Here is a 21,182-nt window from a genome sequence, read left to right as displayed (position 1 = left end):
ACCCACCATGACCCCGATCCAACTCGACCACACCGCCAAAGTCCTGGCTGACATGCTGACCTTCAAACAGCCTGCCGATGCCGTTTTGTCCGGCTACTTCCGAGAACACAAAAAACTCGGCAGGCAAGACCGCCACGAAATTGCCGAAACCGCCTTCGCCGCCCTGCGCCATTATCAAAAAATCAGTGCCGTCCTGCGCCGTCCGCATGCCCAGCCGCGCAAAGCCGCGCTTGCCGCACTCGTCCTCGGCAGAAGCATAAACATCAGCCAAATCAAAGACCTGCTCGACGAAGAAGAAACCGAGTTCCTCAGCAGCCTGAAAGCGCGCAAAACCGAATTTTCAGACGACCTCCATACCGCCGCCGAATTGCCGCAATGGCTGGTGGCGCAACTGCAAAAACATTTTAGCGACGAAGAAATCCTCGCCTTCGGCCGCAGCATCAACCAAGCCGCGCCGCTCGACATCCGCGTCAACACGCTCAAAGGCAGACGCGACAAAGTGCTGCCGCTGCTTCAAGCCGAAAACCCCGATGCAGAAGCCACGCCCTATTCCCCTTGGGGCATCCGCCTGAAAAACAAAATCGCCCTCAACAAACACGAATTGTTTTTAGACGGCACGCTTGAAGTCCAAGACGAAGGCAGCCAGTTCCTCGCCCTGCTTGTCGGTGCCAAACGCGGCGAAATCATCGTCGATTTCTGCGCCGGCGCAGGCGGCAAAACCCTCGCCGTCGGCGCACAAATGGCAAACAAAGGCAGAATATACGCCTTCGACATCGCCGAAAAACGCCTTGCCAACCTCAAGCCCCGCATGACCCGCGCCGGACTGACCAACATCCACCCCGAACGCATCAGCAGCGAACACGACAGCCGCATCGCCCGCCTCACCGGCAAAGCCGACCGCGTTTTGGTCGATGCCCCCTGCTCCGGCTTAGGCACGCTGCGCCGCAACCCCGACCTCAAATACCGCCAGTCGCCCGAAACCGTCGCCAAACTTTTGGAGCAGCAACACAGCATCCTCGATGCCGCCGCCAAACTGGTCAAACCGCAAGGCAGGCTGGTTTACGCCACTTGCAGCGTGTTGCCCGAAGAAAACGAAATGCAGGTCGAACGCTTTTTGAAAGAACACCCGGAATACGAACTCCTCGACTGCGCCGAGCTGCTCGCCGCTTTGAAAATTGATTTGAACACCGGCAAATACCTGCGCCTTGATTCGGCAAAACACCAAACCGACGGATTCTTCGCCGCCGTTTTGCAACGCAAGGAATAAATATTCAAACAAGGCGTAAACACACGAAAGGTCGTCTGAAAAACCCGAATCAGGTTTTTCAGACGACCTTTCACAATCCCACCACGCCGCAGCTTGAACTTTGCCTGCAAAATCAGCCAAGCAAATTTGGAATCGGACAATCAAGTATTTTCGCGGGAAAACTACGCTACATGTTGCGGCTATCGCAAACATAATTAACTTTGAATACAGCATGTCGTTCAATTCCGTCATTCCCGCACAGGCGGGAATCCATCGTAAAACTTGAGAAACCTTGATTTGAAAAACAGTTTCTGAATTTCAAAAATGGATTCCCGCCTGCGCGGGAATGACGGCTGACGACGATGACGGATGTCGTATTAAAAACCAATATCTCAGGTCGGCATTCATGCCCGACCTGCAAACGGCAAAGCAACGCCCAAAACACGAAAGGTCGTCTGAAAACCCTTTCAGACAACCCCCTCTCAATTCAGTTGACCAACCTGCCCGCATTTTCAGACTTTTCCGCAGGTCCTTCCTCATCGCCCGTCGGCGGCGTTTCCACCAAATCGGGCAACACCAATTCGCCTAATTCCGTCAGTGGCGGCAGCTCTTCCAAACTATCCAACTGCAAATCGCTCAAAAATGTTTCCGTCGTCGCCCACAATGCAGGCCGCCCGATCGAATCACGATGCCCGATCACTTCAATCCAGCCTCTGTCCTGCAAAGTCTGCATCACGTTCTGCGACACTGCCACGCCGCGTATGCCCTCAATGTCGCCTCGCGTAACCGGCTGCTGGTAGGCAATAATCGCCAGCGTTTCCATTACGGCGCGGGAATAGCGCGGCGCACGCTGCTCCTGAAGGCTGCCCAGCCGCTCGAATGCCGCCTGAGCAATCTGAAACCGCCAGCCCTCGTGCGTATGCACCAGTTGCAACGCCCTGCCCTGCCAACGTGTTTTCAACTGCGCCAATACATCGATTAATTTGTCCTGCGACAGCGGCGGCACACACAATTCGCGCATGGATTTTTCGTTTAAGGGTTCGGTTTGGGTCAAAAGCGCGGCTTCGATGAGCGCGTCGGGAGGGAGTTTTTCGTTCATAATTTAAGATTGTTGCTCGATATAACAAGTTTTCAGACGACCGCCAAGTGCTTAAAGGTCGTCTGAAAAACGGAAACAGCAGGATATGTTTGACAGGGCAAATTTAAATGAAGTACCTGTTTCGGCCTCTCATCGGAGCGGGAATGACGATGTGCGTTTTTCCTATTTTAACCTACGGCACATTCGGACAGAAACCGTCTTTATCCGCCATGACAGGCTTCATAAAGCGGCAGCAAATCTTCCACCGTTTCGGCTATCCATTTCGCTACATCCTGCTTGCCCAAATCGTCGCGTTCAATGTGTTTGCCGATGCAGAAAAAGTCTTCGTCGTTTTGCAACCTTCGGTCGGATTCGCTTTGTTGTGCGACGGTGCGGTAGTCGTCGTATTCGCTTTCCGCGCCGTGCCACATATCGAATGCGGCGTATTTTTCGGTATCGAAATTGTCCAGCCAGCGGTTGTATTCCGGCAGCGCAATCGGCGATACGTCGGCTTTGTAGCAGTGCCAGTCCAAGCTGACGCTCAGACGGCGGCGGTTGAGCAATATCGACAGGATGGCGGCGGAGTTTTTGTATTGGGCGTATTTGAAATAGGCGAAGAAATGGGCGCGAACCTGCCAGCCGTTACACCAGCGTTCGATATGCGGCGGGGCGAAAGGTTCGCCCAAATCTGCGGCGACCTGCTGTATCAGTTGCTGCCATATCTGCCAGTTTTCCTTGTAGTCGGCTTTGATTTGCGGAATGCTTTCGGGCTGGTATTTTTTGAGCTGGGCAAACTGGAAAAACGGGATATTGAACAAATCGCAGCTTTTTGGCGTCAGCATGGTTTGCTTCCTTTTCAGACGACGTGGTTGTGTTACGGGTGATATTGAGGTCGTCTGAAAATCTGTTTTCAAGTTTTCAGACGGCCTTTGTTTGAAGAAACGGCAATCTGTAAACGGCCTTATCTGCGCCGGCGCGCCGCCATGATTTCGCCGATTTCGGTCAGTTTCTCTTTGGGGATAAACGTTTTGCCCATGTCGAACAAGGGTTCTTCAATCGCCAGATGCACATCGTAACCCGCCACAAAGCGTTTGAACGCTTCCGCATCGGGGATATAGGCGTTGTCTGCTTCGAGTTTGGCAAATTCGGCAGCCACGGCATCCCAGTTGCCATGCAGGCTCACATGTTGGCGCAAAAGCTCGTTCACGCTTTCTTTGGCTTGCGGCGCGTATTGCAGCAGCAGCGGGAAGAAGTTTTCTTCTTCGTCTTCATGGTGCAGCGGCGCGGCGACGTTGAAATATTGGGCGATTTGGCGGATGGTTTGCAAAACAATCTGATTGCAGCCGTTTTCGGCGATGTAGTCCGACAGCATGGCGACCTGGCCGCAGAAACGGCGCACTTTGCCGTGGCAGGCATACAGCATTTCTATCGGTTCAGCAAAGGTAACGCTTTTAGTTTCAAACGGATTCATGGTTGTGTTCTCGACGGGATACTTTTCAGACGACCATTTTATAACAAAACAGCCTGCATAAAGCAGGCTGTCTGTATTCGGACGCTTAAGGCGGCTTAGTTCACCAAAGTAACGTCGCCTTTCATCAAAGCGCCGTGTCCTGGGAATGAGCAGTAGAATTTGTAGCTGCCGTCTGCCAGTTTGGCAGGATCAACGGTTACAGAAGTCTCTTCGCCGCCGCCAATCAATTTGGTATGACCGACGACACGGGCATCACCGGCTTTTACATAGTCGGCTTCAGCACCGGCAGAGGCGCCGTCTTTCAATACGCCATCCATGTCTTCCGCTTTGGAAATCACGATATTGTGACCCATGCCTGATTTAGGTTGGGTACCGGTGTGTTTCAGGGTGATGGTGAATTCTTTACAAGCTTTGCTGATTTGAATGTCTTTAGTGTTGAACTGCATGTTGTCGTTGGATTCAACGGTAGCCGCGCAGTTGCCTGCGGCAGGTGCGGCAGCCGTAGATGCGGCTTCGGAAGCAGGTGCGTCGGCAGGAGGTGTGCTTTCTGCAGGAGCAGGTGCGGCTTCAGAAGCAGCAGATGCAGTCGGAGCGGCGGGTTCGGCAGGTTTTGAAGCCTCTTGCGAACAAGCGGACAAGCCGATGACGGCAGCGGAAATCAGAGCCAGATAAGCTTTCATGTATATCTCCTAATGATATGGTGAGAATATGTTAAGTTCCACAAAATAAAACCTGCGAATATATTAATAAACCGATATCGGTTTTGATATTCGCAAGAGAAAGAAGGATAGAAATGAAACCGTATTCTGCTACAAGAAATCGAACAAATCCAAAGCTCGACGGCTATTTTACCTCAGTTTACACAGATGAGAATAACTACTGTTTATGTCGTATTTCTTTAGTATTAGACCTTATCGGCCAGATGAAATATTTTTTAACTCTAATTAACAAATCTCGCAACTATTCCAAATCAGCGGCTGTATTTGCGCACCAACTCCGCCAGCGCGGCAGCCAATTCAGGATGCTTGTCTTCCAATTTTGCCGCCGCCGCATCAAAACTCTCCAATGCCGCCCCACTCAAATGCAGGCTGTTGACCTTGGGTTGCGCCGGAGGCTTCGGCACAACCTTGACTGCTACATCTTGAATCCCCGCGTTCAATTCCTGAAGCTGTGGCACAAGCGCGGGCAATATCATTTTCAGTCGCGAGGCAGCCATGCCGTTTGCCGCCAGTAACACCAGCCTGCCCTCTTCGATGCAGGCGGTTTGAAAGTGTGGATGGAGGTTTGCAGGGAGGATGCGTTTGACTGCCGCATCCAGCCTGCGCCATTGTTGCGATTGCTGCAACAAACCTGCCAACCGCGCATCCCGCTTGCCCAATTGTTCCAAATTCATATGTTTCAGACGACCTTTTCAAAGTGTACGGTTGTATTATCAAGATTGAAATCCGGTAAAACTGCCTTTATTTCAAACGGCATGACTGCCTTGCCGCGAGGCTTGTGTTAAAATCCCCGTTTCGCCATTATTTTATATCAGGCGCAGGAACTATTTCATGCTGACAAACATTGCTAAGAAAATCTTCGGCAGCCGCAATGACCGGCTGCTCAAACAATACCGTAAATCCGTTGCCAAAATCAACGCACTCGAAGAACAAATGAAAGCCTTGAGCGATGCGGATTTACAGGCTAAAACAGCCGAATTCAAACAACGCCTCGCCAACGGTCAGACTTTGGACGACATCTTGGTCGAAGCCTTCGCCGTCTGCCGCGAAGCGTCCCGCCGCGTACTCGGTATGCGCCACTTCGACGTCCAGCTTATCGGCGGCATGGTGCTGCACGACGGCAAAATCGCCGAAATGCGTACCGGTGAAGGTAAAACCTTGGTCGCCACCCTTGCCGTCTATCTCAACGCCCTGTCCGGCAAAGGCGTGCACGTCGTTACCGTCAACGACTATCTTGCCTCGCGCGACGCGGGCATTATGGCGCCGCTCTACAACTTCCTTGGCTTAACCGTCGGCGTCATCATCGCCGATATGCAGCCGTTTGACCGTCAAAACGCCTACGGCTCCGACATCACCTACGGTACCAACAACGAATTCGGTTTCGACTATCTGCGCGACAATATGGTAACCGACCAATACGACAAAGTTCAGCGCGAATTGAATTTTGCCGTAGTGGACGAAGTGGACTCCATTTTGATCGACGAAGCGCGTACCCCGCTGATTATCTCCGGTCAGGCGGATGACAACATCCAGCTGTACCAAATCATGAACAGCCTTCCCGCGCACCTCATCCGTCAAGAAACCGAAGAAGGCGAAGGCGATTACTGGGTTGATGAAAAAGCACACCAAGTCATCTTGAGCGAAGCGGGTCACGAACACGCCGAGCAAATCCTGATTCAAATGGGCTTGCTGCAAGAAAACGACTCCCTCTACTCCGCCGCCAACATCGCCCTGATGCACCACCTCATGGCAGCATTGCGCGCGCATACGTTGTTCCACAAAGACCAACACTACGTCATCCAAGACGGCGAAATCGTCATCGTGGACGAATTTACAGGTCGTCTGATGTCCGGCCGCCGCTGGTCCGAAGGTCTGCACCAAGCCGTCGAAGCCAAAGAAGGCGTGGAAATCAAACGCGAAAACCAAACCCTCGCCTCCATCACCTTCCAAAACTATTTCCGCCTGTATACCAAGCTCTCCGGCATGACCGGTACTGCCGATACCGAAGCTTTCGAGTTTCAAAGCATCTACAACCTCGAAACCGTCATCATCCCGACCAACCGCCCCGTACAGCGTAAAGACTTCAACGACCAGATTTTCCGTTCTGCCGAAGAAAAATTCGAAGCCGTCGTCAAAGACATCGAAGAATGCCACAAACGCGGGCAGCCCGTCCTCGTCGGTACCACCAGCATCGAAAACTCCGAGCTGGTTTCCCGTCTTCTGCAAAAAGCCGGACTGCCGCACAACGTCCTTAACGCCAAAGAACACGAACGCGAAGCCCTGATTGTCGCCCAAGCCGGTAAAGTCGGCGCCATTACCGTCGCCACCAACATGGCGGGGCGCGGTACCGACATCGTCCTAGGCGGCAACCTCAAGCACCAAATCGAAGCCATCCAGTCCAACGAAAACCTGAGCGACGAAGAAAAAACCGCACAAATCGCCGCCCTTGAAAACGGCTGGCAGGCAGAACACGACCAAGTGGTCGCAGCAGGCGGCCTGCACATCATCGGTACAGAACGCCACGAAAGCCGCCGCATCGACAACCAATTGCGCGGACGCGCAGGCCGTCAGGGCGACCCAGGCTCCAGCCGCTTCTACCTCTCTTTTGAAGACCCGCTGCTGCGCCTCTTCGCGCTCGACCGCGCCGCCGCCATCCTCAACCGCCTCGCTCCCGAACGCGGTATCGCCATCGAACACGGCATGCTAACCCGCCAAATCGAAGGCGCGCAACGCAAAGTCGAAGGCCGCAACTTCGACATGCGCAAACAAGTATTGGAATACGACGACGTTGCCAACGACCAACGTAAAGTCATCTACCACCAACGCAACGAAATCCTCAACAGCAAAGACGTCAGCGACCTGACCAAACGCATCCGCGAAGAAGTCATCAGCGATTTGGTCGATTTGTACATACCGCCCGACAGCATGGAAGAGCAATGGGACATCCCTGGGCTCGAAAGCCAGCTTGCCGCCGAATTCCGCCTGAACGAAGACATCCAAGCATGGCTCAAAGCAGACAGCACTTTGGACAATCAGGACATCAAAGAGCGTCTGATTAAACGTGTGGAAGAAGAATACGCGGCAAAAGTCGAGCTTGTCGGTAAAAAACCGATGGCGGATTTCGAACGCAACGTCATGCTGCAAGTCATCGACCTGCAATGGCGCGAACACCTTGCCGCCATGGACTACCTACGCCAAGGCATCCACCTGCGCAGTTATGCCCAGAAAAATCCGAAACAGGAATACAAACGCGAAGCCTTCGCCATGTTTGAAAACCTGTGGCGCGGTATCAAGCATCAAACCGCTTCCCTCTTAGCCTCCGTCCAAATCGAGCGCAACACCGACGTAGAAGAAATTGCCGAACCCGCACCCGTCGGCATCCAAACCATCCACTCCGAAGCGCCCGACATGGAAGAACTGCTCGGACAATCCCAAACTAATTTGGTTACCGAAGCTTTCGACCCCGATGGAACGGATTTTAGCCCCGAAGCGCTGACCGCCCAAGGCCGTATCGTCCACCGCAACGACCCCTGCCCTTGCGGAAGCGGCCTGAAATACAAACAATGCCACGGCAAACTAAGCTGATGACAGCTTAAACAAAAGGTCGTCTGAAACTTTGAACTGGCCCCCAAATCTTGGACACTCATAAAAGCCTATTCAGGCGCTCTGTGCAAGCTGGGTTCTGTATGCGACAGGACTCAGCTTTTTCAATTTCAAACTGCAACGCTCCCGGTTGTAGTAATCCATATAGTCATCTATCTGCTTCATCAATTCATCTACCGTCAATTCACCTGCGTTATATAGTGGATTAAAATTGCAATGATACGGCGTTGCCAACGCCCTTATGTACTACCTGTACACGGCGGGCGTTGCCGCCTTGTCTCATTTTTATTTTAATCCACTATAGAAACACTCCGTCTTCAACACCGCAAAGAAGCTTTCCATCGACGCATTGTCCCAACAGTTCGCCTTTCGCGACATGCTTTGAACCATGGAATGCTCCGCAAGCAATTCCCTATACCCCGCCGTACGGTACAGCACACCTTGGTCCGAATGCAGCATCGTTCCTTTATCAGTCAGACGGGGTGCGGCTTTTTCGAGCATTTCCTTCACCATTTCGCTGTCGGCTCTGCGGCTCATGGCGTAGGCGACGATCTCGCGGTTGAACAAGTCCAAGATTGGCGAGAGGTACAGTTTGCCGTCCTTCCCTTTAAGTTCGGTAACGTCGGTCAGCCATTTTTCGTTGGGCTTTCGGGCTTTGAACCGGCGTTTGAGGAGGTGTTCCGATATCTCGCCCATGGCGGGATGGCGGTAGGCTTTTTTCGCCCGTATGAGGGCTTTCAGTTCCAACTGCTTCATCAGCCGCGCCACTTTTTTGCGGTTCCAATCTAATGCGGCGGCAATGCGCCTTTGTCCGTAGCGTCCTTTATGCCGCCGGTAGGTTTCGACAAGGAGGGCTTTGTCGGCTTCATCGGGGTCGGGTCGGTCTTGGTGGTGGTAGTAAAAGCTGCTTTTGGGTAGGTTTGCGATGTGCAGCAGGTATTTGAGCGGGTGTTGCGCCCTCAGTGTTTGGACGGTTTGGCTTTGTCCTTTGCGGTCCGCTTTTGGCTGAGGGCTTTTAACTCCTTTAGAGCGTGTTCATAGTCTTCGTAGCAGGACTCCCAAGAAAGCCAAAGCTACCATTTGCAGACTGGTACTCAACTTACGCTCGCAGTTTTTCCAAAGCCGCCTGTTCTTTTCCAACCAGGAAAAGCTGCGCTCTACTACCCATCGCTTCGGCAATACTGCAAAACGGTGCAATTCGTTTCGTTTGGCAATCTCTACCTCCGCACCAATCAACTCCTGTACCGACGAAGCAAATGCCTTTACCCGTGTAACCACCGTCAGCAAGGATTTTTTGTATCGCACCAAGATTATCCCGCCCACGTTCCAATGCCACCAGGCAGCCTTTTCTATCCGTAACATCCGCCGTCGTTACCGCAAGGGCATGCGGCAAACCTTGCGTGTAAACCGCTATATGTCGCTTGATACCGCTAACCTTCTTGCCCGCATTGTAGCCTTTTTCCATGGCGGTATCCGTGTTCTTCACACTCTGCGCATCAATAATCAGGAAAGTAGTTGCTTCATGGCGCCCCTGCTTGTGGCGCTCCGCAACTACCTGATTTTTTTAATGCTTCCTCAAGGATGCTGATGTCACTCTCGCGTGGTTCGGTCCATCTCTGGAAGTAGGAATGCACGGTGCGCCATTTGGGGAAGTCGCCCGGCAAAGCGCGCCAGGAGCAGCCAGTGTGTTGCAGGTAGAGAATGGCACAAAAGACATCGTACAAGTCCACCTGGCGTGGCGCTGTGCGTTTACGGGCACTTTCCAACAGGGGAAGGAGAGGCGCAAATTGCTCGCGACTGATATCGCTTGGGTAGGTTTTTCTGTTCATGCCGATATAGTGGATTAAATTTAAATCAGGACAAGGCGACAAAGCCGCAGACATTACAAATAGTACGGCAAGGCGAGGCAACGCCGTACTGGTTTAAAGTTAATCCACTATAGTTTACAGCAGAGGCTGAGACAATGAACACGTTCTTAGGTAGGCGACCTCTGCGCGCATATAGCACAACTCTTCGATAAGCTCTGCCTGCGTTTTTTCTTGGTCGGGTTTATCTGCGATGAAGGGGTTTTTGCGGTGTTGGGGCATGGTTTTGGATTGGGGATGTTCGAGTGCGCCGATACCGCCTTCTTGATAGGCGCGTATCCATCGTCTCAGGTGGGTTCGGGAAATGCCGTAGTGGTCTGCGGTACGTTGTTGGCTGCGTATATGCAGGTAGTGGAGTACGGCTTGGTATTTGAAGTGTAATGTATATTTGCTCATAAAAAAACTGCACCTTGTGAGTTGGAGGGGATGTCCAACTTTTGGGGTGCAGTTCAAATGTTTCAGACGGCCTTTATCCACTTAGGATTTTACAATACGACCATTAGGGTAAATACTGCGGTAAGCAATATAAGGGGACAGCAGTAAAACTGCGCTGACAGGTAGGAATAGTAAAAGTATGATCATGATAATCCACTGGCCTAACATGCTGCCTAATACGCCCCACATAAAAGAATAGAGAGCCACACCTACAACATAAACTAATATTGCAGGAATATTACACATAGCCGCTTTAACATTAGCTTTAATAGCCTCCCATGGCTTCAGACCATCTAAAACAATCAAAGCGGGGGTTAATAAAAATATAGACAAAAGGACAATAACAATCAATACAACACCTATCATCATTGCCCAATGACCTGCAAAATATAGCGGAATGATAAGCAAACTAACAGCTATACTGAACAGCACCTGAAGTAACAATAAAATGAAAAAACTCATTTTTTTATCTAAAAAAACAATAAAAAAATCTTTCACATCAAATGCTTTTCCATTATTGATATTGTTAGCAACATACATAGCTCCGCCTACTAAGCATGAACCCACCCAGCTGAATACAATACCTTTTAAACTAGAAAGCGCATTAATTCCTAGTAAGTCAATAATAGAAACCACAAAGCCTACGATCATATAGGCCAATAATACGCCTATCCATTTCCACGGATGAAGTTTGAAAATACCGAAAGCGTCGGTAATCCACTTGATGCCTGCAGAAGCAGGAAGGCGTTTGGGTTCGTGATATCGAACTTCCTGTGAAGTGGGTATTTGGTTTTCCATAAAATTCCTATTATAAAATCAAAAATTTAAACACAATAAAGGCAGCCAGTGCATACTGACTGCCTTCTTACCAATTATTTTGCCTGCCAAGAATCTTTCAGCGTTACCGTGCGGTTAAACACCGGCGTGTCTTTGCTGTGGTCTTTGCGGTCGGTGACGAAATAGCCGATACGCTCGAACTGCCAACGGCTTTCGGCGGGCAGGTTTTTGGCTGCGGGTTCGGCATAGGCGGTGATTTCTTTGACGGACTCGGGGTTGAGGAAATCGGTAAACGGCAGGTATTCGCCGTCTTCGCCGCGCACGGCATCGGGACGCTCGACGGTAAAGAGGCGGTCGTACAGGCGGACTTTGATTTCGGCGGCGTGTTCGGCGGAAACCCAGTGAATCACGCCTTTGACTTTTCTGCCTTCGGGATTTTTGCCCAAGGTGTCGTGGTCGATGCTGCATTTGAGTTCGACAACGTTGCCTGCCGCGTCTTTGACTACTTCGTCGCACTTGATCACATAGCCGTGACGCAAGCGCACTTCGCCGCCGAGTGTCAGGCGTTTGAAGCCTTTGGGTGGATTTTCGGCAAAGTCGTCTGCTTCGATGTAAATGGTTTGGGACACAGGGATTTCGCGCTCGCCCATTTCTTCGTGATTGGGGTGGAACGCGGCGCGGCGGCTTTGGGTTTTGCCGGCTTCAAAGTTGGTCAGGGTCACTTTGAGCGGGTTCAAGACCGCCATCAGGCGCGGAGCGGAGTTTTCCAGCTCTTCACGAATCGCACCTTCCAACACGCTCATATCGACGATGTTTTCAGATTTGGAAATACCGGCGCGTTTGGCAAACAGGCGCAGGCCTTCGGGCGTGTAGCCGCGGCGGCGCATACCGGAAATGGTGGGCATACGCGGGTCGTCCCAGCCGGAAACGTGGCCTTCTGAAACCAGTTGGTTCAGCTTGCGCTTGGAGGTGATGGAATACAGAAGCTCCAAACGGGAAAACTCGTATTGGCGAGGACGGGTGGCGTGCGGCGCGGGGATGTTGTCCAACACCCAGTCGTACAGCGGGCGGTGGGCTTCAAATTCGAGCGTACACAAGGAATGCGTGATGCCTTCGATGGCATCGGAAATGCAATGCGTGTAGTCGTACATCGGGTAGATGCACCATTTGTCGCCGGTGTTGTGGTGATGGGCGCGGCGGATGCGGTAGATGACGGGGTCGCGCATATTGATGTTGCCTGATGCCATGTCGATTTTCAGGCGCAGGGTTTTGCTGCCGTCGGGGAATTCGCCGTTTTTCATGCGTGTGAACAGGTCGAGGTTTTCTTCGACGCTGCGGTCGCGGTAAGGGCTGTTTTTGCCCGCTTCGGTCAGCGTGCCGCGGTATTCGCGCATTTCTTCGGGCGTCAAATCATCGACATACGCTTTGCCGTCTTTGATTAAACCGACGGCGTAGTCGTAAAGCTGGTCGAAATAGTTGGAAGCGAAACGCGGCTCGCCCGCCCAATGGAAACCGAGCCACTCGACGTCTTCTTTGATGGCGTTGACGTATTCGTCGTTTTCTTTTTCGGGGTTGGTATCGTCGAAACGCAGGTTGCACAAGCCGTCGTAAATATACGCCAAACCGAAGTTCAGGCAGATGGATTTGGCGTGGCCGATGTGCAGGTAGCCGTTGGGTTCTGGCGGGAAGCGGGTTTGGATGGCTTCGTGTTTGCCGCTTTTAAGGTCTTCTTCAATGATGGTGCGGATGAAATGGTTGTCCGCGAATTGGTCTTTATTGAGCATAATGGTTCTTTATTGGGAAGGGATTGGATTTCAGACGACGTATCTATAAAAGGTCGTCTGAAAAGGGCTTTATTGTACCCGACTTGACTCTATCGTTATAGTGGCGCACTCAAAGCGGCACAGGTTCGGCAACCAGCCATTCTACGCCTGCATCGCCCAAAACCTTCTGCATGGCGGCTTCAGGCGCGCGGTCGGTAAATACTTTGTCAAACGAGCCGATGTCGCCCAGTCTGACCAAGGCGTTGCTGTTGAATTTGCTGTGATCCACGCCCAAATACCTGACCCGCGCATTGGTCATCATCGCCTGCATAACGCTGACTTCTTTATAGTCGTAGTCCAACAACGAGCCGTCGCTTTCCACGCCGTGCGTACTCATGACGGCATAATCGACTTTAAACTGGTTGATAAAATCAACCGTCGCCACGCCCGTAATCCCGCCGTCCAAAGGGCGCACGACGCCGGATGTGATGATGACAGTGTAGTCGGTGCGCGCGGAAGTGATGGAGGCGACGTAAATATTGTTGGTGATAATCCGCAGGTTTTTGCGCTGCTTGACCAACTCGGCAGCAACAGCTTCCATCGTCGTGCCTATACTGATAAACAGCGACGAATTGTCGGGAATGTGGGCGGCAATCAGGCGGGCGATGGCGTTTTTTTCATTTTGGCAATGATTGCGCTTGCCTTGTGCCGCGCTGCCGGAAATATCGCCGACCGACGCCCCGCCGTGGTAACGCTTCAACTGCCGCGTTTCGCTCAACTCCTGTATGTCGCGGCGTATGGTCTGCGGGGTAACGTCCAAGGCTTCCGCAAGCTGCTCGACCGTCATGAAATGTTGCTCGCGCACGAGCGTGAGGATATGTTCGTGTCTCTGTATTTTCGGTTTCATCTGGATTCGTTTCCATTCGTTCCGGTTCGTTTGAATTCGGATTGTACGCCTTTTGCCCGAAGTCGGAAAAGGCAGCCGTCTATTTGGCTTTTACCAAAACCAAAGGTCGTCTGAAAACCTGAATCCCGGTTTTCAGACGACCTGTTTATATTGCAAACCGTTTACCAAGTCGTTACGAATTGTTCCAAATCGGTATTTTTCGCACCGCCCCCCTCTTCCACAGGAGAGCCGATCATCATCAGCCCGATAATCTTGTCTTTGTCCGAACAACCGAATGCTTCGCGCAAGAGCGGGCTGTTGACCCACATTCCCGTAATCCACACATTGTCGAAGCCCTGCGCGGAAGCGGCAAGCTGCAACCCGTAGGCGGCACAGCCCGCGCTCAACATCTGTTCCCATTCGGGTTTGGGCTTCGCCACTTCGCGATTAGGCGCAAAAGTTACGCCAATAACCATCGGAGCCATATTGCCCACCCGCTCGGCCTTTCTCATAACATCATCGCCAAAATTCAACTCGGTAACGGTCCGGCACAAAATTTCGCGGAAACGTTGCAATCCTTCCGCGCTTTGAATGACGGTGAAGCGGAACGGACGCATATTGCCGTGATCGGGAACCTGCGTAGCGGCTTGCAGCATTGCTTCCAGTTGCTCTGCGTTCGGCGCGGGAGCAGTCAGTTTTTTAGATGAACGACGTGTGGTGAGAAGGTGTAAAGCGTCCATTTTTTTCTTTCGAATCAGTTAAAACAGCGGATTTTATAGCACAAAGCGAATTGAAACACCATGTTTGAAAATGCGGCTGAAAGGCAGAGCAATGCGACAGGTGCCAAAATCGTTACATAAATAGAGGCCGTTAATCTGCCGCCTCCAATATAAAGGTCGTCTGAAAACAAGCGCGGCAAATTTTCAGACGACCTTTATATATAGAAATAAAATCCTTAGCCGTAACGCCGTTGGAAATCGCACATAAAGTCTGCCAACGCCTGTACGCCTTCGAGCGGCATGGCGTTGTAGATGCTGGCGCGCATACCGCCGACCGTTTTATAGCCTTTGAGCAGGCACAGACCCTGCAGTTCGGCTTCGAGGACGAAGCGGCGGTCGAGTTCGGCTGAGGTGGTTTGGAAAACGACGTTCATTTTCGAGCGGGCATCGGGGCGGATTCGGTTGACGTAGAAGCCGCCGCTGTTGTCGATGGCATCATAAAGCGTTTGGGCTTTGATGTTGTTGACGGCTTCGATTTTTTTCACGCCGCCTTGTGTCAGCAGCCAGCGGAACACTAAACCCGACATATAAATGGCGTAGGTGGACGGGGTGTTGTACATGCCGTCGCGGTTGATGTGGGAACGGTAGTTGAAAACGTCGGGAATGCTGTCGGGGCAGCGGTCGAGCAGGTCTTCTCGGATAATGACGACGGTTGCGCCGGCGGGGCCGATGTTTTTTTGTGCGCCCGCGTAAATCAGCCCGTAGTCGGAAACGTCAAATTCGCGCGAGAGGATTTCGCTGGACATATCGCAAACGAGCGGCGGCAGGTCGTCTGAAAGTTTGGGAACGGTTTGGTATTGCAGACCGTTGACGGTTTCGTTGATGGCGAAGTGTACGAAGGCGGAGTTTTTGTCTATGTCCCAAGTTTCGACAGGCGGCAGGGCGGTGTAGTCGAATTGTTCGCCACCGTGTGCCGCCAGTCGGATTTCGGCATCGGTCAGCCGGCTCATTTGTTCGTAGGCGATGCGGCTCCAGTTGCCCGTTACCACTGCATCGGCGGATGGGAAGCCGTGCGCCAAGTTCATCGCAACCATGTTGAATTGCGTGGTCGCGCCGCCTTGCAAGAACAGGATTTTGTAGTTGGAAGGAATGTTCAGCAGCGTGCGCAGGTCTTGTTCGGCGTGATGGAGGATGCTGAGGAACATTTCCGAGCGGTGACTCATCGCCATGACGGGGAAGCCTGTGCCGTTGTAGTCAAGCATTTCTTGCTGCGCGGTACGCAATACGGCTTCGGGCAGGACGGCGGGACCTGCGGAAAAGTTGTAGATGGGGCGGGCGGACATGGCAATGCCTTTTTGTTTCGATGATAACAGCTTTGGATTTTAGAATGACGGCGTGCTTCGTGCAAGCCGTATGGAAGGGAAATGGGGTCGTCTGAAAAAGAAAGGTTGGAAATAAAATGATGATTATCAATGGGTAAGATTTAATGGCAATTTTTCAGACGACCGTTTTTGTCAACAATTTTAAGCTTGGTTTTATGCCGCCAGGCGTATTCATTCTATGAGATCGTATGAAAAAAGCCGCGATAAATCAACGCTTTTCTTTTGAGTGGAAAGCGGTTATAATAAGCCAATTTTTCAATTTTGACGAAAAATGGCCACGGGGCCATTTTTTTGTTTATGTACTCTGGGAGATTCATGGATATTCAAACAATTCTCGAAAAAACCCTGCCGGGTTTGGGCTACGAACTGGTCGATTTCGAGCTGACTGCGCAAGGCACGCTGCGCGTGTTCATCGATAAAGAAGGCGGGATTACCGTCGAAGACTGCGCGACCGTCAGCAATCATTTGAGCCGCGTGTTCATGGTGGAAGACATCGATTATAAAAATCTGGAAATTTCCAGCCCCGGCCTTGACCGCCCGCTGAAAAAAGCCGCCGATTTCGTGCGCTTTGCAGGACAGCAGGCAAAAATCAAAACCCGCCTGCCGGTTGACGGACAAAAGAATTTTATCGGCCGCATCGAGGGTTGTGAAAACGATACCGTAACGCTCTCTTTCGACGGCAAAACCGCGCAAATCAGCTTAGATAATATCGATAAAGCCCGCCTGCGCCCCGAATTTAAATTTTAAAACTTGATATTGGAGATTCTAAAAAATGAGTCGCGAAATGTTGCAACTTGCCGAAGCGTTGGCAAGCGAGAAAAACGTTGAAGCGGAAGTGGTGTTCCAAGCATTGGAATTTGCCCTTTCTACCGCAGCCAAGAAAAAAGCCGACCGCGAGCACATGGACGTGCGCGTCGAAATCGACCGCGATACTGGCGAATATCATACTTACCGTCGCTGGCTGATTGTTGCCGACGAGGATTACACCTATCCCGACCTGGAAAAAACCATCGAAGAAATCCAAGAAGAAATTCCGGGTACCGACATTCAAATCGGCGACTACTACGAAGAAACGCTGCCGAACGAAGGCTTTGGCCGCCAAGCCGCGCAAACTGCCAAACAAATCATCCTGCAACGCATCCGCGATGCCGAGCGCGAGCAAAATTTGAACGAGTTTCTTGCTGTTAAAGAAGATATCGTTTCCGGTACGGTAAAACGCGTAGAGCGCCACGGCATCATCGTCGAAGTCGTTCCGGGCAAGCTGGACGCGCTGATTCCGCGCGAACAAATGATTCCGCGCGAAAACTTCCGCGGCGGCGACCGTATCCGCGCGCTGTTTTTGCGTGTGGACGAAATCGGCAACACCGGCCGCAAACAAGTTATCCTCAGCCGTACCTCGGGCGATTTCCTTGCGAAGCTGTACGAAATGGAAGTGCCTGAAATTGCAGACGGCTTGTTGGAAATCCGCGAAGTGGCGCGCGATCCGGGCCAACGTGCGAAAGTGGCGGTCAAAGCCAACGACCAACGCATCGATCCGCAGGGTACCTGTATCGGCGTGCGCGGCTCCCGTGTGAACGCTGTCAGCAACGAATTGGCAGGCGAGCGCATTGATGTGGTGCTGTGGTCGTCTGAAACTGCCGAGTTCGTGATGAACGCGCTGTCTCCTGCCGAAGTCAGCCGCATCGTGATTGACGATGACAAACACGCGGTTGACGTGATCGTTGCCGAAGACCAGCTTGCGCTTGCCATCGGCCGCGGCGGTCAAAACGTGCGCTTGGCATCCGATTTGACAGGTTGGCAGTTGAACATCATGACTGTCGAAGAAGCGGACGAACGCACTGCTGCCGAAGACGCAGCCATCCGCGACCTCTTTACCGCGCATCTGAACATAGACGACGAAACCGCCGATATTTTGGTGGAAGAAGGTTTTGCCACGCTGGAAGAAGTTGCTTACGTTCCTGCCGCCGAATTGCTCGCCATCGAAGGCTTTGACGAAGAAATCGTCGAAACCCTGCGCAACCGCGCCCGTGATGCGATTCTGACCATGGCGATTGCGTCCGAAGAGAAGCTGGAAGAAGTTTCAGACGACATGCGCAATCTGGACGGCATAGATTCCGATATACTCCGCAAACTGGCGGAAGCCGGCGTAACCACCCGCGACGATCTGGCCGAACTTGCCGTTGACGAACTGATTGAAATAACCGGTGTAGATGAAGAAGCGGCGAAAAAAGTGATTCTTGCTGCCCGCGAACACTGGTTTACCGAAGAGAACTAATGGGGGTACAGATGAGTAACACAACCGTAGAACAATTTGCCGCCGAACTGAAACGCCCCGTCGATGATTTGTTGAAACAACTGAAAGAAGCAGGCGTCAATAAAAACAGCGGCAGCGATTCCCTGACGCTGGACGACAAGCAACTGCTGAACGCCTATCTGAAAAAGAAAAACGGCAATGACGGCGGAACCATCAGCATCCGCCGCAAAAAAACCGAAGTCAGCACCGTAGGCGGCGTCAAAGTCGAACGCAAACGCGGCCGCGCCGTAACGATTCCTTCGCCGGAAGAGCTTGCCGCCGAAGCCAAAGCCAAAGCGGTAGCCGAAGCACAAAAAGCCGAGCAGGCAGAAGCGAAAGACCAAGCTGAAGAACAGGCAAAAGCCGAAGCAGAAGCCGCCGCCCGTGCCGAAGCGCGTGCGAAAGCCGAAGCCGAAGCTGCGAAACTGAAAGCTGCCAAAGCGGCCAAAGCCGAGCCGAAAGCCAAAGCGGAAGAAGCGAAACCTGTTGAAGCGGCTGAAAAACCTGCCGAAGCGCAAGCAGCTGAAAGCAAAGCCGACGACAAACCGGCAGAATCTGCTGCACAAGCAGTTCAGTCTGAAGAAAAACCTGCCCAAAGGTCGTCTGAAAAACCTGCCGAAGGCAAAGCCAAGCCTAAACAAGACAAAGGTAATAAAGGCAAAGACGCGAAAAAAGCGGCAAAACCCACTGCTCCAGCCGCTCCGCAACCTGTGGTCAGCGCGGAAGAGCAAGCGCAACGCGATGAAGAAGCGCGCCGTGCCGCCGCTTTGCGCGCCCATCAAGAAGCCTTGTTGAAAGAAAAACAAGAGCGTCAGGCGCGTCGTGAAGCCATGAAACAACAGGCGGATCAGCAAACCAAGCCCGCAGCCGAAGCCAAAGCCGGTGAACAACGCAAACCTGCTGAAAAAGCCAAGGCAGCGCCTGCCGACAACAAAGCCACCAACCCTGCGCGTGCGAAAAAAGAAGACCGCCACAATCGCGACGATGACAGTCAAGGCCGCAATGCCAAAGGCAAAGGCGGAAAAGGCGGACGCGACCGCAACGCCCGCAACGGCGACGACGAGCGCGTACGCGGCGGTAAAAAAGGTAAGAAACTCAAACTCGAGCCTAACCAACACGCCTTCCAAGCGCCGACCGAACCTGTCGTTCACGAAGTCTTGGTTCCCGAAACCATTACCGTTGCCGATTTGGCGCACAAAATGGCAGTCAAAGGCGTGGAAGTGGTCAAAGCCCTGATGAAAATGGGCATGATGGTCACCATCAACCAATCCATCGACCAAGACACCGCCCTGATTGTGGTGGAAGAACTCGGCCACATTGGTAAACCTGCCGCCGCCGACGATCCCGAAGCATTCTTGGATGAAGGCGTAGAAGCTGCCGAAGCCGAAGCATTGCCGCGTCCGCCGGTCGTTACCGTCATGGGTCACGTCGACCACGGTAAAACCTCGCTGCTGGACTACATCCGCCGCGCCAAAGTGGTACAAGGCGAAGCGGGCGGCATTACCCAGCACATCGGCGCATACCACGTTGAAACCCCTCGTGGTGTGATTACCTTCTTGGATACCCCGGGTCACGAAGCGTTTACCGCCATGCGTGCGCGCGGTGCGAAAGCAACCGACATCGTGATTCTCGTGGTCGCAGCCGACGACGGCGTGATGCCGCAAACCATTGAAGCCATTGCCCACGCCAAAGCAGCGGGCGTGCCGATGGTGGTTGCCGTCAACAAAATCGATAAAGAAGCTGCCAACCCCGAGCGTATCCGCCAAGAGTTGACTGCACACGAAGTCGTGCCTGACGAATGGGGTGGCGATGTGCAATTTATCGACGTATCCGCCAAAAAAGGCATCAATATCGACGCATTGCTCGAAGCCGTATTGCTCGAAGCCGAGGTATTGGAACTGACTGCCCCTGTCGATGCGCCTGCCAAAGGTATCATCGTCGAAGCCCGTCTGGACAAAGGACGCGGCGCGGTCGCCACCCTTTTGGTGCAAAGCGGTACGCTGAAAAAAGGTGATATGCTGCTTGCAGGTACCGCGTTCGGTAAAATCCGTGCGATGGTTGATGAAAACGGTAAAGCCGTCAACGAAGCCGGCCCGTCTATTCCGGTCGAAATCCTCGGCTTGTCCGACGTACCGAATGCCGGCGAAGACGCAATGGTGTTGGCGGATGAGAAAAAAGCCCGTGAAATCGCGCTCTTCCGTCAAGGCAAATACCGTGACGTCCGCCTTGCCAAACAACAGGCGGCGAAGCTGGAAAATATGTTCAACAACATGGGCGAAAACCAAGCCCAATCCTTGTCGGTCATCATCAAAGCAGACGTACAAGGTTCTTACGAAGCTTTGGCGGGCAGCCTGAAAAAACTGTCCACCGACGAAGTGAAAGTGAACGTGTTGCACAGCGGCGTCGGCGGTATTACCGAATCGGACGTCAACCTTGCCATCGCTTCAGGCGCGTTCATCATCGGCTTTAACGTGCGTGCAGATGCGTCTTCGCGCAAACTTGCCGAAAATGAAAACGTGGAAATCCGCTACTACAACATCATTTACGATGCCATCGACGACGTCAAAGCAGCCATGAGCGGCATGTTGGCGCCGGAAGAGAAAGAGCAGATTACCGGTATGGTTGAAATCCGTCAGGTCATCAGCGTATCCAAAGTCGGCAACATCGCAGGCTGTATGGTTACCGACGGCGTAGTCAAACGCGATTCGCATATCCGCCTTATCCGCAACAACGTGGTCATCCATACCGGCGAACTGTCTTCTTTGAAACGCTACAAAGACGACGTCAAAGAAGTCCGCATGGGCTTCGAGTGCGGCTTGATGATCAAAGGCTACAACGAAATTATGGAAGGCGACCAATTAGAATGCTTCGACATTGTCGAAGTTGCCCGTTCGCTGTAATTTCCAGTTGTAAATAAAAGGCCGAGACCTTTGCAAAATTCCCCC

The 21,182-nt window shown here is 52.5% G+C and carries 18 protein-coding genes and 2 pseudogenes; 6 read left to right on the top strand and 14 right to left on the bottom strand.

What is annotated here, in order from left to right:
* Positions 1-7: 7 nt before the first annotated feature.
* Positions 8-1,267: an RsmB/NOP family class I SAM-dependent RNA methyltransferase gene (locus J7445_RS01810; RefSeq protein ID WP_070655917.1), complete on the top strand. Its 1,260-nt coding sequence runs from the start codon at positions 8-10 to the stop codon at positions 1,265-1,267.
* Positions 1,268-1,733: 466 nt separating this feature from the next.
* Here J7445_RS01810 and scpB read toward each other — a convergent pair whose 3' ends face one another.
* From scpB to J7445_RS01785, 5 genes are all read right to left on the bottom strand, one after another.
* On the bottom strand, positions 1,734-2,345 hold the full coding sequence (scpB, locus tag J7445_RS01805) for an SMC-Scp complex subunit ScpB (RefSeq protein ID WP_070655915.1): 612 nt from the start codon (positions 2,343-2,345) through the stop codon (positions 1,734-1,736).
* A gap of 200 nt (positions 2,346-2,545) precedes the next feature.
* Entirely contained in the window at positions 2,546-3,166 is a 621-nt protein-coding gene (locus tag J7445_RS01800; RefSeq protein ID WP_019271537.1) for an HI_0552 family protein, read from the bottom strand.
* A 119-nt stretch (positions 3,167-3,285) separates the two neighbouring features.
* Positions 3,286-3,795 (bottom strand): hemerythrin domain-containing protein, encoded by a 510-nt coding sequence (locus tag J7445_RS01795; protein ID WP_070655913.1) that lies wholly within the window; start codon positions 3,793-3,795, stop codon positions 3,286-3,288.
* A 95-nt stretch (positions 3,796-3,890) separates the two neighbouring features.
* A complete protein-coding gene (gene azu / locus J7445_RS01790; RefSeq protein ID WP_070655911.1) occupies positions 3,891-4,475 on the bottom strand; it encodes an azurin in 585 nt (194 codons plus the stop codon).
* 290 nt (positions 4,476-4,765) lie between these two features.
* Complete coding sequence (locus tag J7445_RS01785; RefSeq protein WP_070655909.1) at positions 4,766-5,188, bottom strand: DciA family protein; 423 nt, start codon at positions 5,186-5,188, stop codon at positions 4,766-4,768.
* Between the two features lie 157 nt (positions 5,189-5,345).
* On the opposite strand from J7445_RS01785, the gene secA reads away from it, so the two are divergent.
* A complete protein-coding gene (gene secA, locus J7445_RS01780; protein WP_070655907.1) occupies positions 5,346-8,099 on the top strand; it encodes a preprotein translocase subunit SecA in 2,754 nt (917 codons plus the stop codon).
* 72 nt (positions 8,100-8,171) lie between these two features.
* On the opposite strand, the gene J7445_RS01775 is transcribed toward secA, so the two are convergent.
* From J7445_RS01775 to J7445_RS01765, 3 genes and pseudogenes are all read right to left on the bottom strand, one after another.
* Positions 8,172-8,300 (bottom strand): IS3 family transposase, encoded by a 129-nt coding sequence (locus J7445_RS01775; protein ID WP_107145427.1) that lies wholly within the window; start codon positions 8,298-8,300, stop codon positions 8,172-8,174.
* Between the two features lie 102 nt (positions 8,301-8,402).
* Positions 8,403-9,050: an IS3 family transposase gene (locus J7445_RS01770; protein WP_244969537.1), complete on the bottom strand. Its 648-nt coding sequence runs from the start codon at positions 9,048-9,050 to the stop codon at positions 8,403-8,405.
* 102 nt (positions 9,051-9,152) lie between these two features.
* Positions 9,153-9,946 (bottom strand): annotated as a pseudogene (locus tag J7445_RS01765) (IS5 family transposase).
* Between J7445_RS01765 and J7445_RS01760 the strand changes: the two are divergent.
* Positions 9,946-10,056 (top strand): annotated as a pseudogene (locus J7445_RS01760) (IS5/IS1182 family transposase); the annotation flags it as partial. The pseudogenes J7445_RS01765 and J7445_RS01760 sit on opposite strands and share 1 nt — an antisense overlap.
* Positions 10,057-10,060: 4 nt before the next feature.
* On the opposite strand, the gene J7445_RS01755 reads toward J7445_RS01760, so the two are convergent.
* The 6 genes from J7445_RS01755 to serC form a co-directional block, all read right to left on the bottom strand.
* Positions 10,061-10,378, bottom strand: a complete 318-nt coding sequence (locus J7445_RS01755; protein WP_107145429.1) for a helix-turn-helix domain-containing protein — start codon at positions 10,376-10,378, stop codon at positions 10,061-10,063.
* 81 nt (positions 10,379-10,459) lie between these two features.
* The gene (locus J7445_RS01750; protein ID WP_070321059.1) at positions 10,460-11,215 is read right to left on the bottom strand and encodes a BPSS1780 family membrane protein; all 756 of its coding nucleotides are present in this window, start codon (positions 11,213-11,215) and stop codon (positions 10,460-10,462) included.
* 74 nt (positions 11,216-11,289) lie between these two features.
* Positions 11,290-12,978: a glutamine--tRNA ligase/YqeY domain fusion protein gene (locus J7445_RS01745; protein WP_209283110.1), complete on the bottom strand. Its 1,689-nt coding sequence runs from the start codon at positions 12,976-12,978 to the stop codon at positions 11,290-11,292.
* A 109-nt stretch (positions 12,979-13,087) separates the two neighbouring features.
* A complete protein-coding gene (locus J7445_RS01740) occupies positions 13,088-13,864 on the bottom strand; it encodes a DeoR/GlpR family DNA-binding transcription regulator (RefSeq protein ID WP_209283109.1) in 777 nt (258 codons plus the stop codon).
* A 161-nt stretch (positions 13,865-14,025) separates the two neighbouring features.
* Positions 14,026-14,583 (bottom strand): nitroreductase family protein, encoded by a 558-nt coding sequence (locus J7445_RS01735; protein WP_070655125.1) that lies wholly within the window; start codon positions 14,581-14,583, stop codon positions 14,026-14,028.
* A 215-nt stretch (positions 14,584-14,798) separates the two neighbouring features.
* The gene (gene serC, locus J7445_RS01730) at positions 14,799-15,905 is read right to left on the bottom strand and encodes a phosphoserine transaminase (RefSeq protein ID WP_070655127.1); all 1,107 of its coding nucleotides are present in this window, start codon (positions 15,903-15,905) and stop codon (positions 14,799-14,801) included.
* Between the two features lie 354 nt (positions 15,906-16,259).
* Here serC and rimP point away from each other — a divergent pair, with 354 nt between their 5' ends.
* From rimP to infB, 3 genes are read left to right on the top strand one after another with little or no spacing between them, the layout of a single operon-like run.
* Positions 16,260-16,691 carry a ribosome maturation factor RimP gene (gene rimP / locus J7445_RS01725; protein ID WP_070655129.1) on the top strand — a complete coding sequence of 144 codons (432 nt, stop codon included), beginning with the start codon at positions 16,260-16,262 and terminating at the stop codon, positions 16,689-16,691.
* A 25-nt stretch (positions 16,692-16,716) separates the two neighbouring features.
* Positions 16,717-18,219, top strand: a complete 1,503-nt coding sequence (gene nusA, locus J7445_RS01720) for a transcription termination factor NusA (RefSeq protein WP_070655131.1) — start codon at positions 16,717-16,719, stop codon at positions 18,217-18,219.
* Positions 18,220-18,230: 11 nt separating this feature from the next.
* Complete coding sequence (infB, locus tag J7445_RS01715; protein WP_141752024.1) at positions 18,231-21,137, top strand: translation initiation factor IF-2; 2,907 nt, start codon at positions 18,231-18,233, stop codon at positions 21,135-21,137.
* Positions 21,138-21,182 lie beyond the last annotated feature (45 nt).

The sequence above is a fragment of the Neisseria sicca genome (assembly GCF_017753665.1).
Taxonomy (GTDB): Bacteria; Pseudomonadota; Gammaproteobacteria; order Burkholderiales; family Neisseriaceae; genus Neisseria; species Neisseria flava.
Note: the sequence above shows the minus strand (reverse complement) of the source record. Positions and strands in the feature narration are given on the sequence as shown.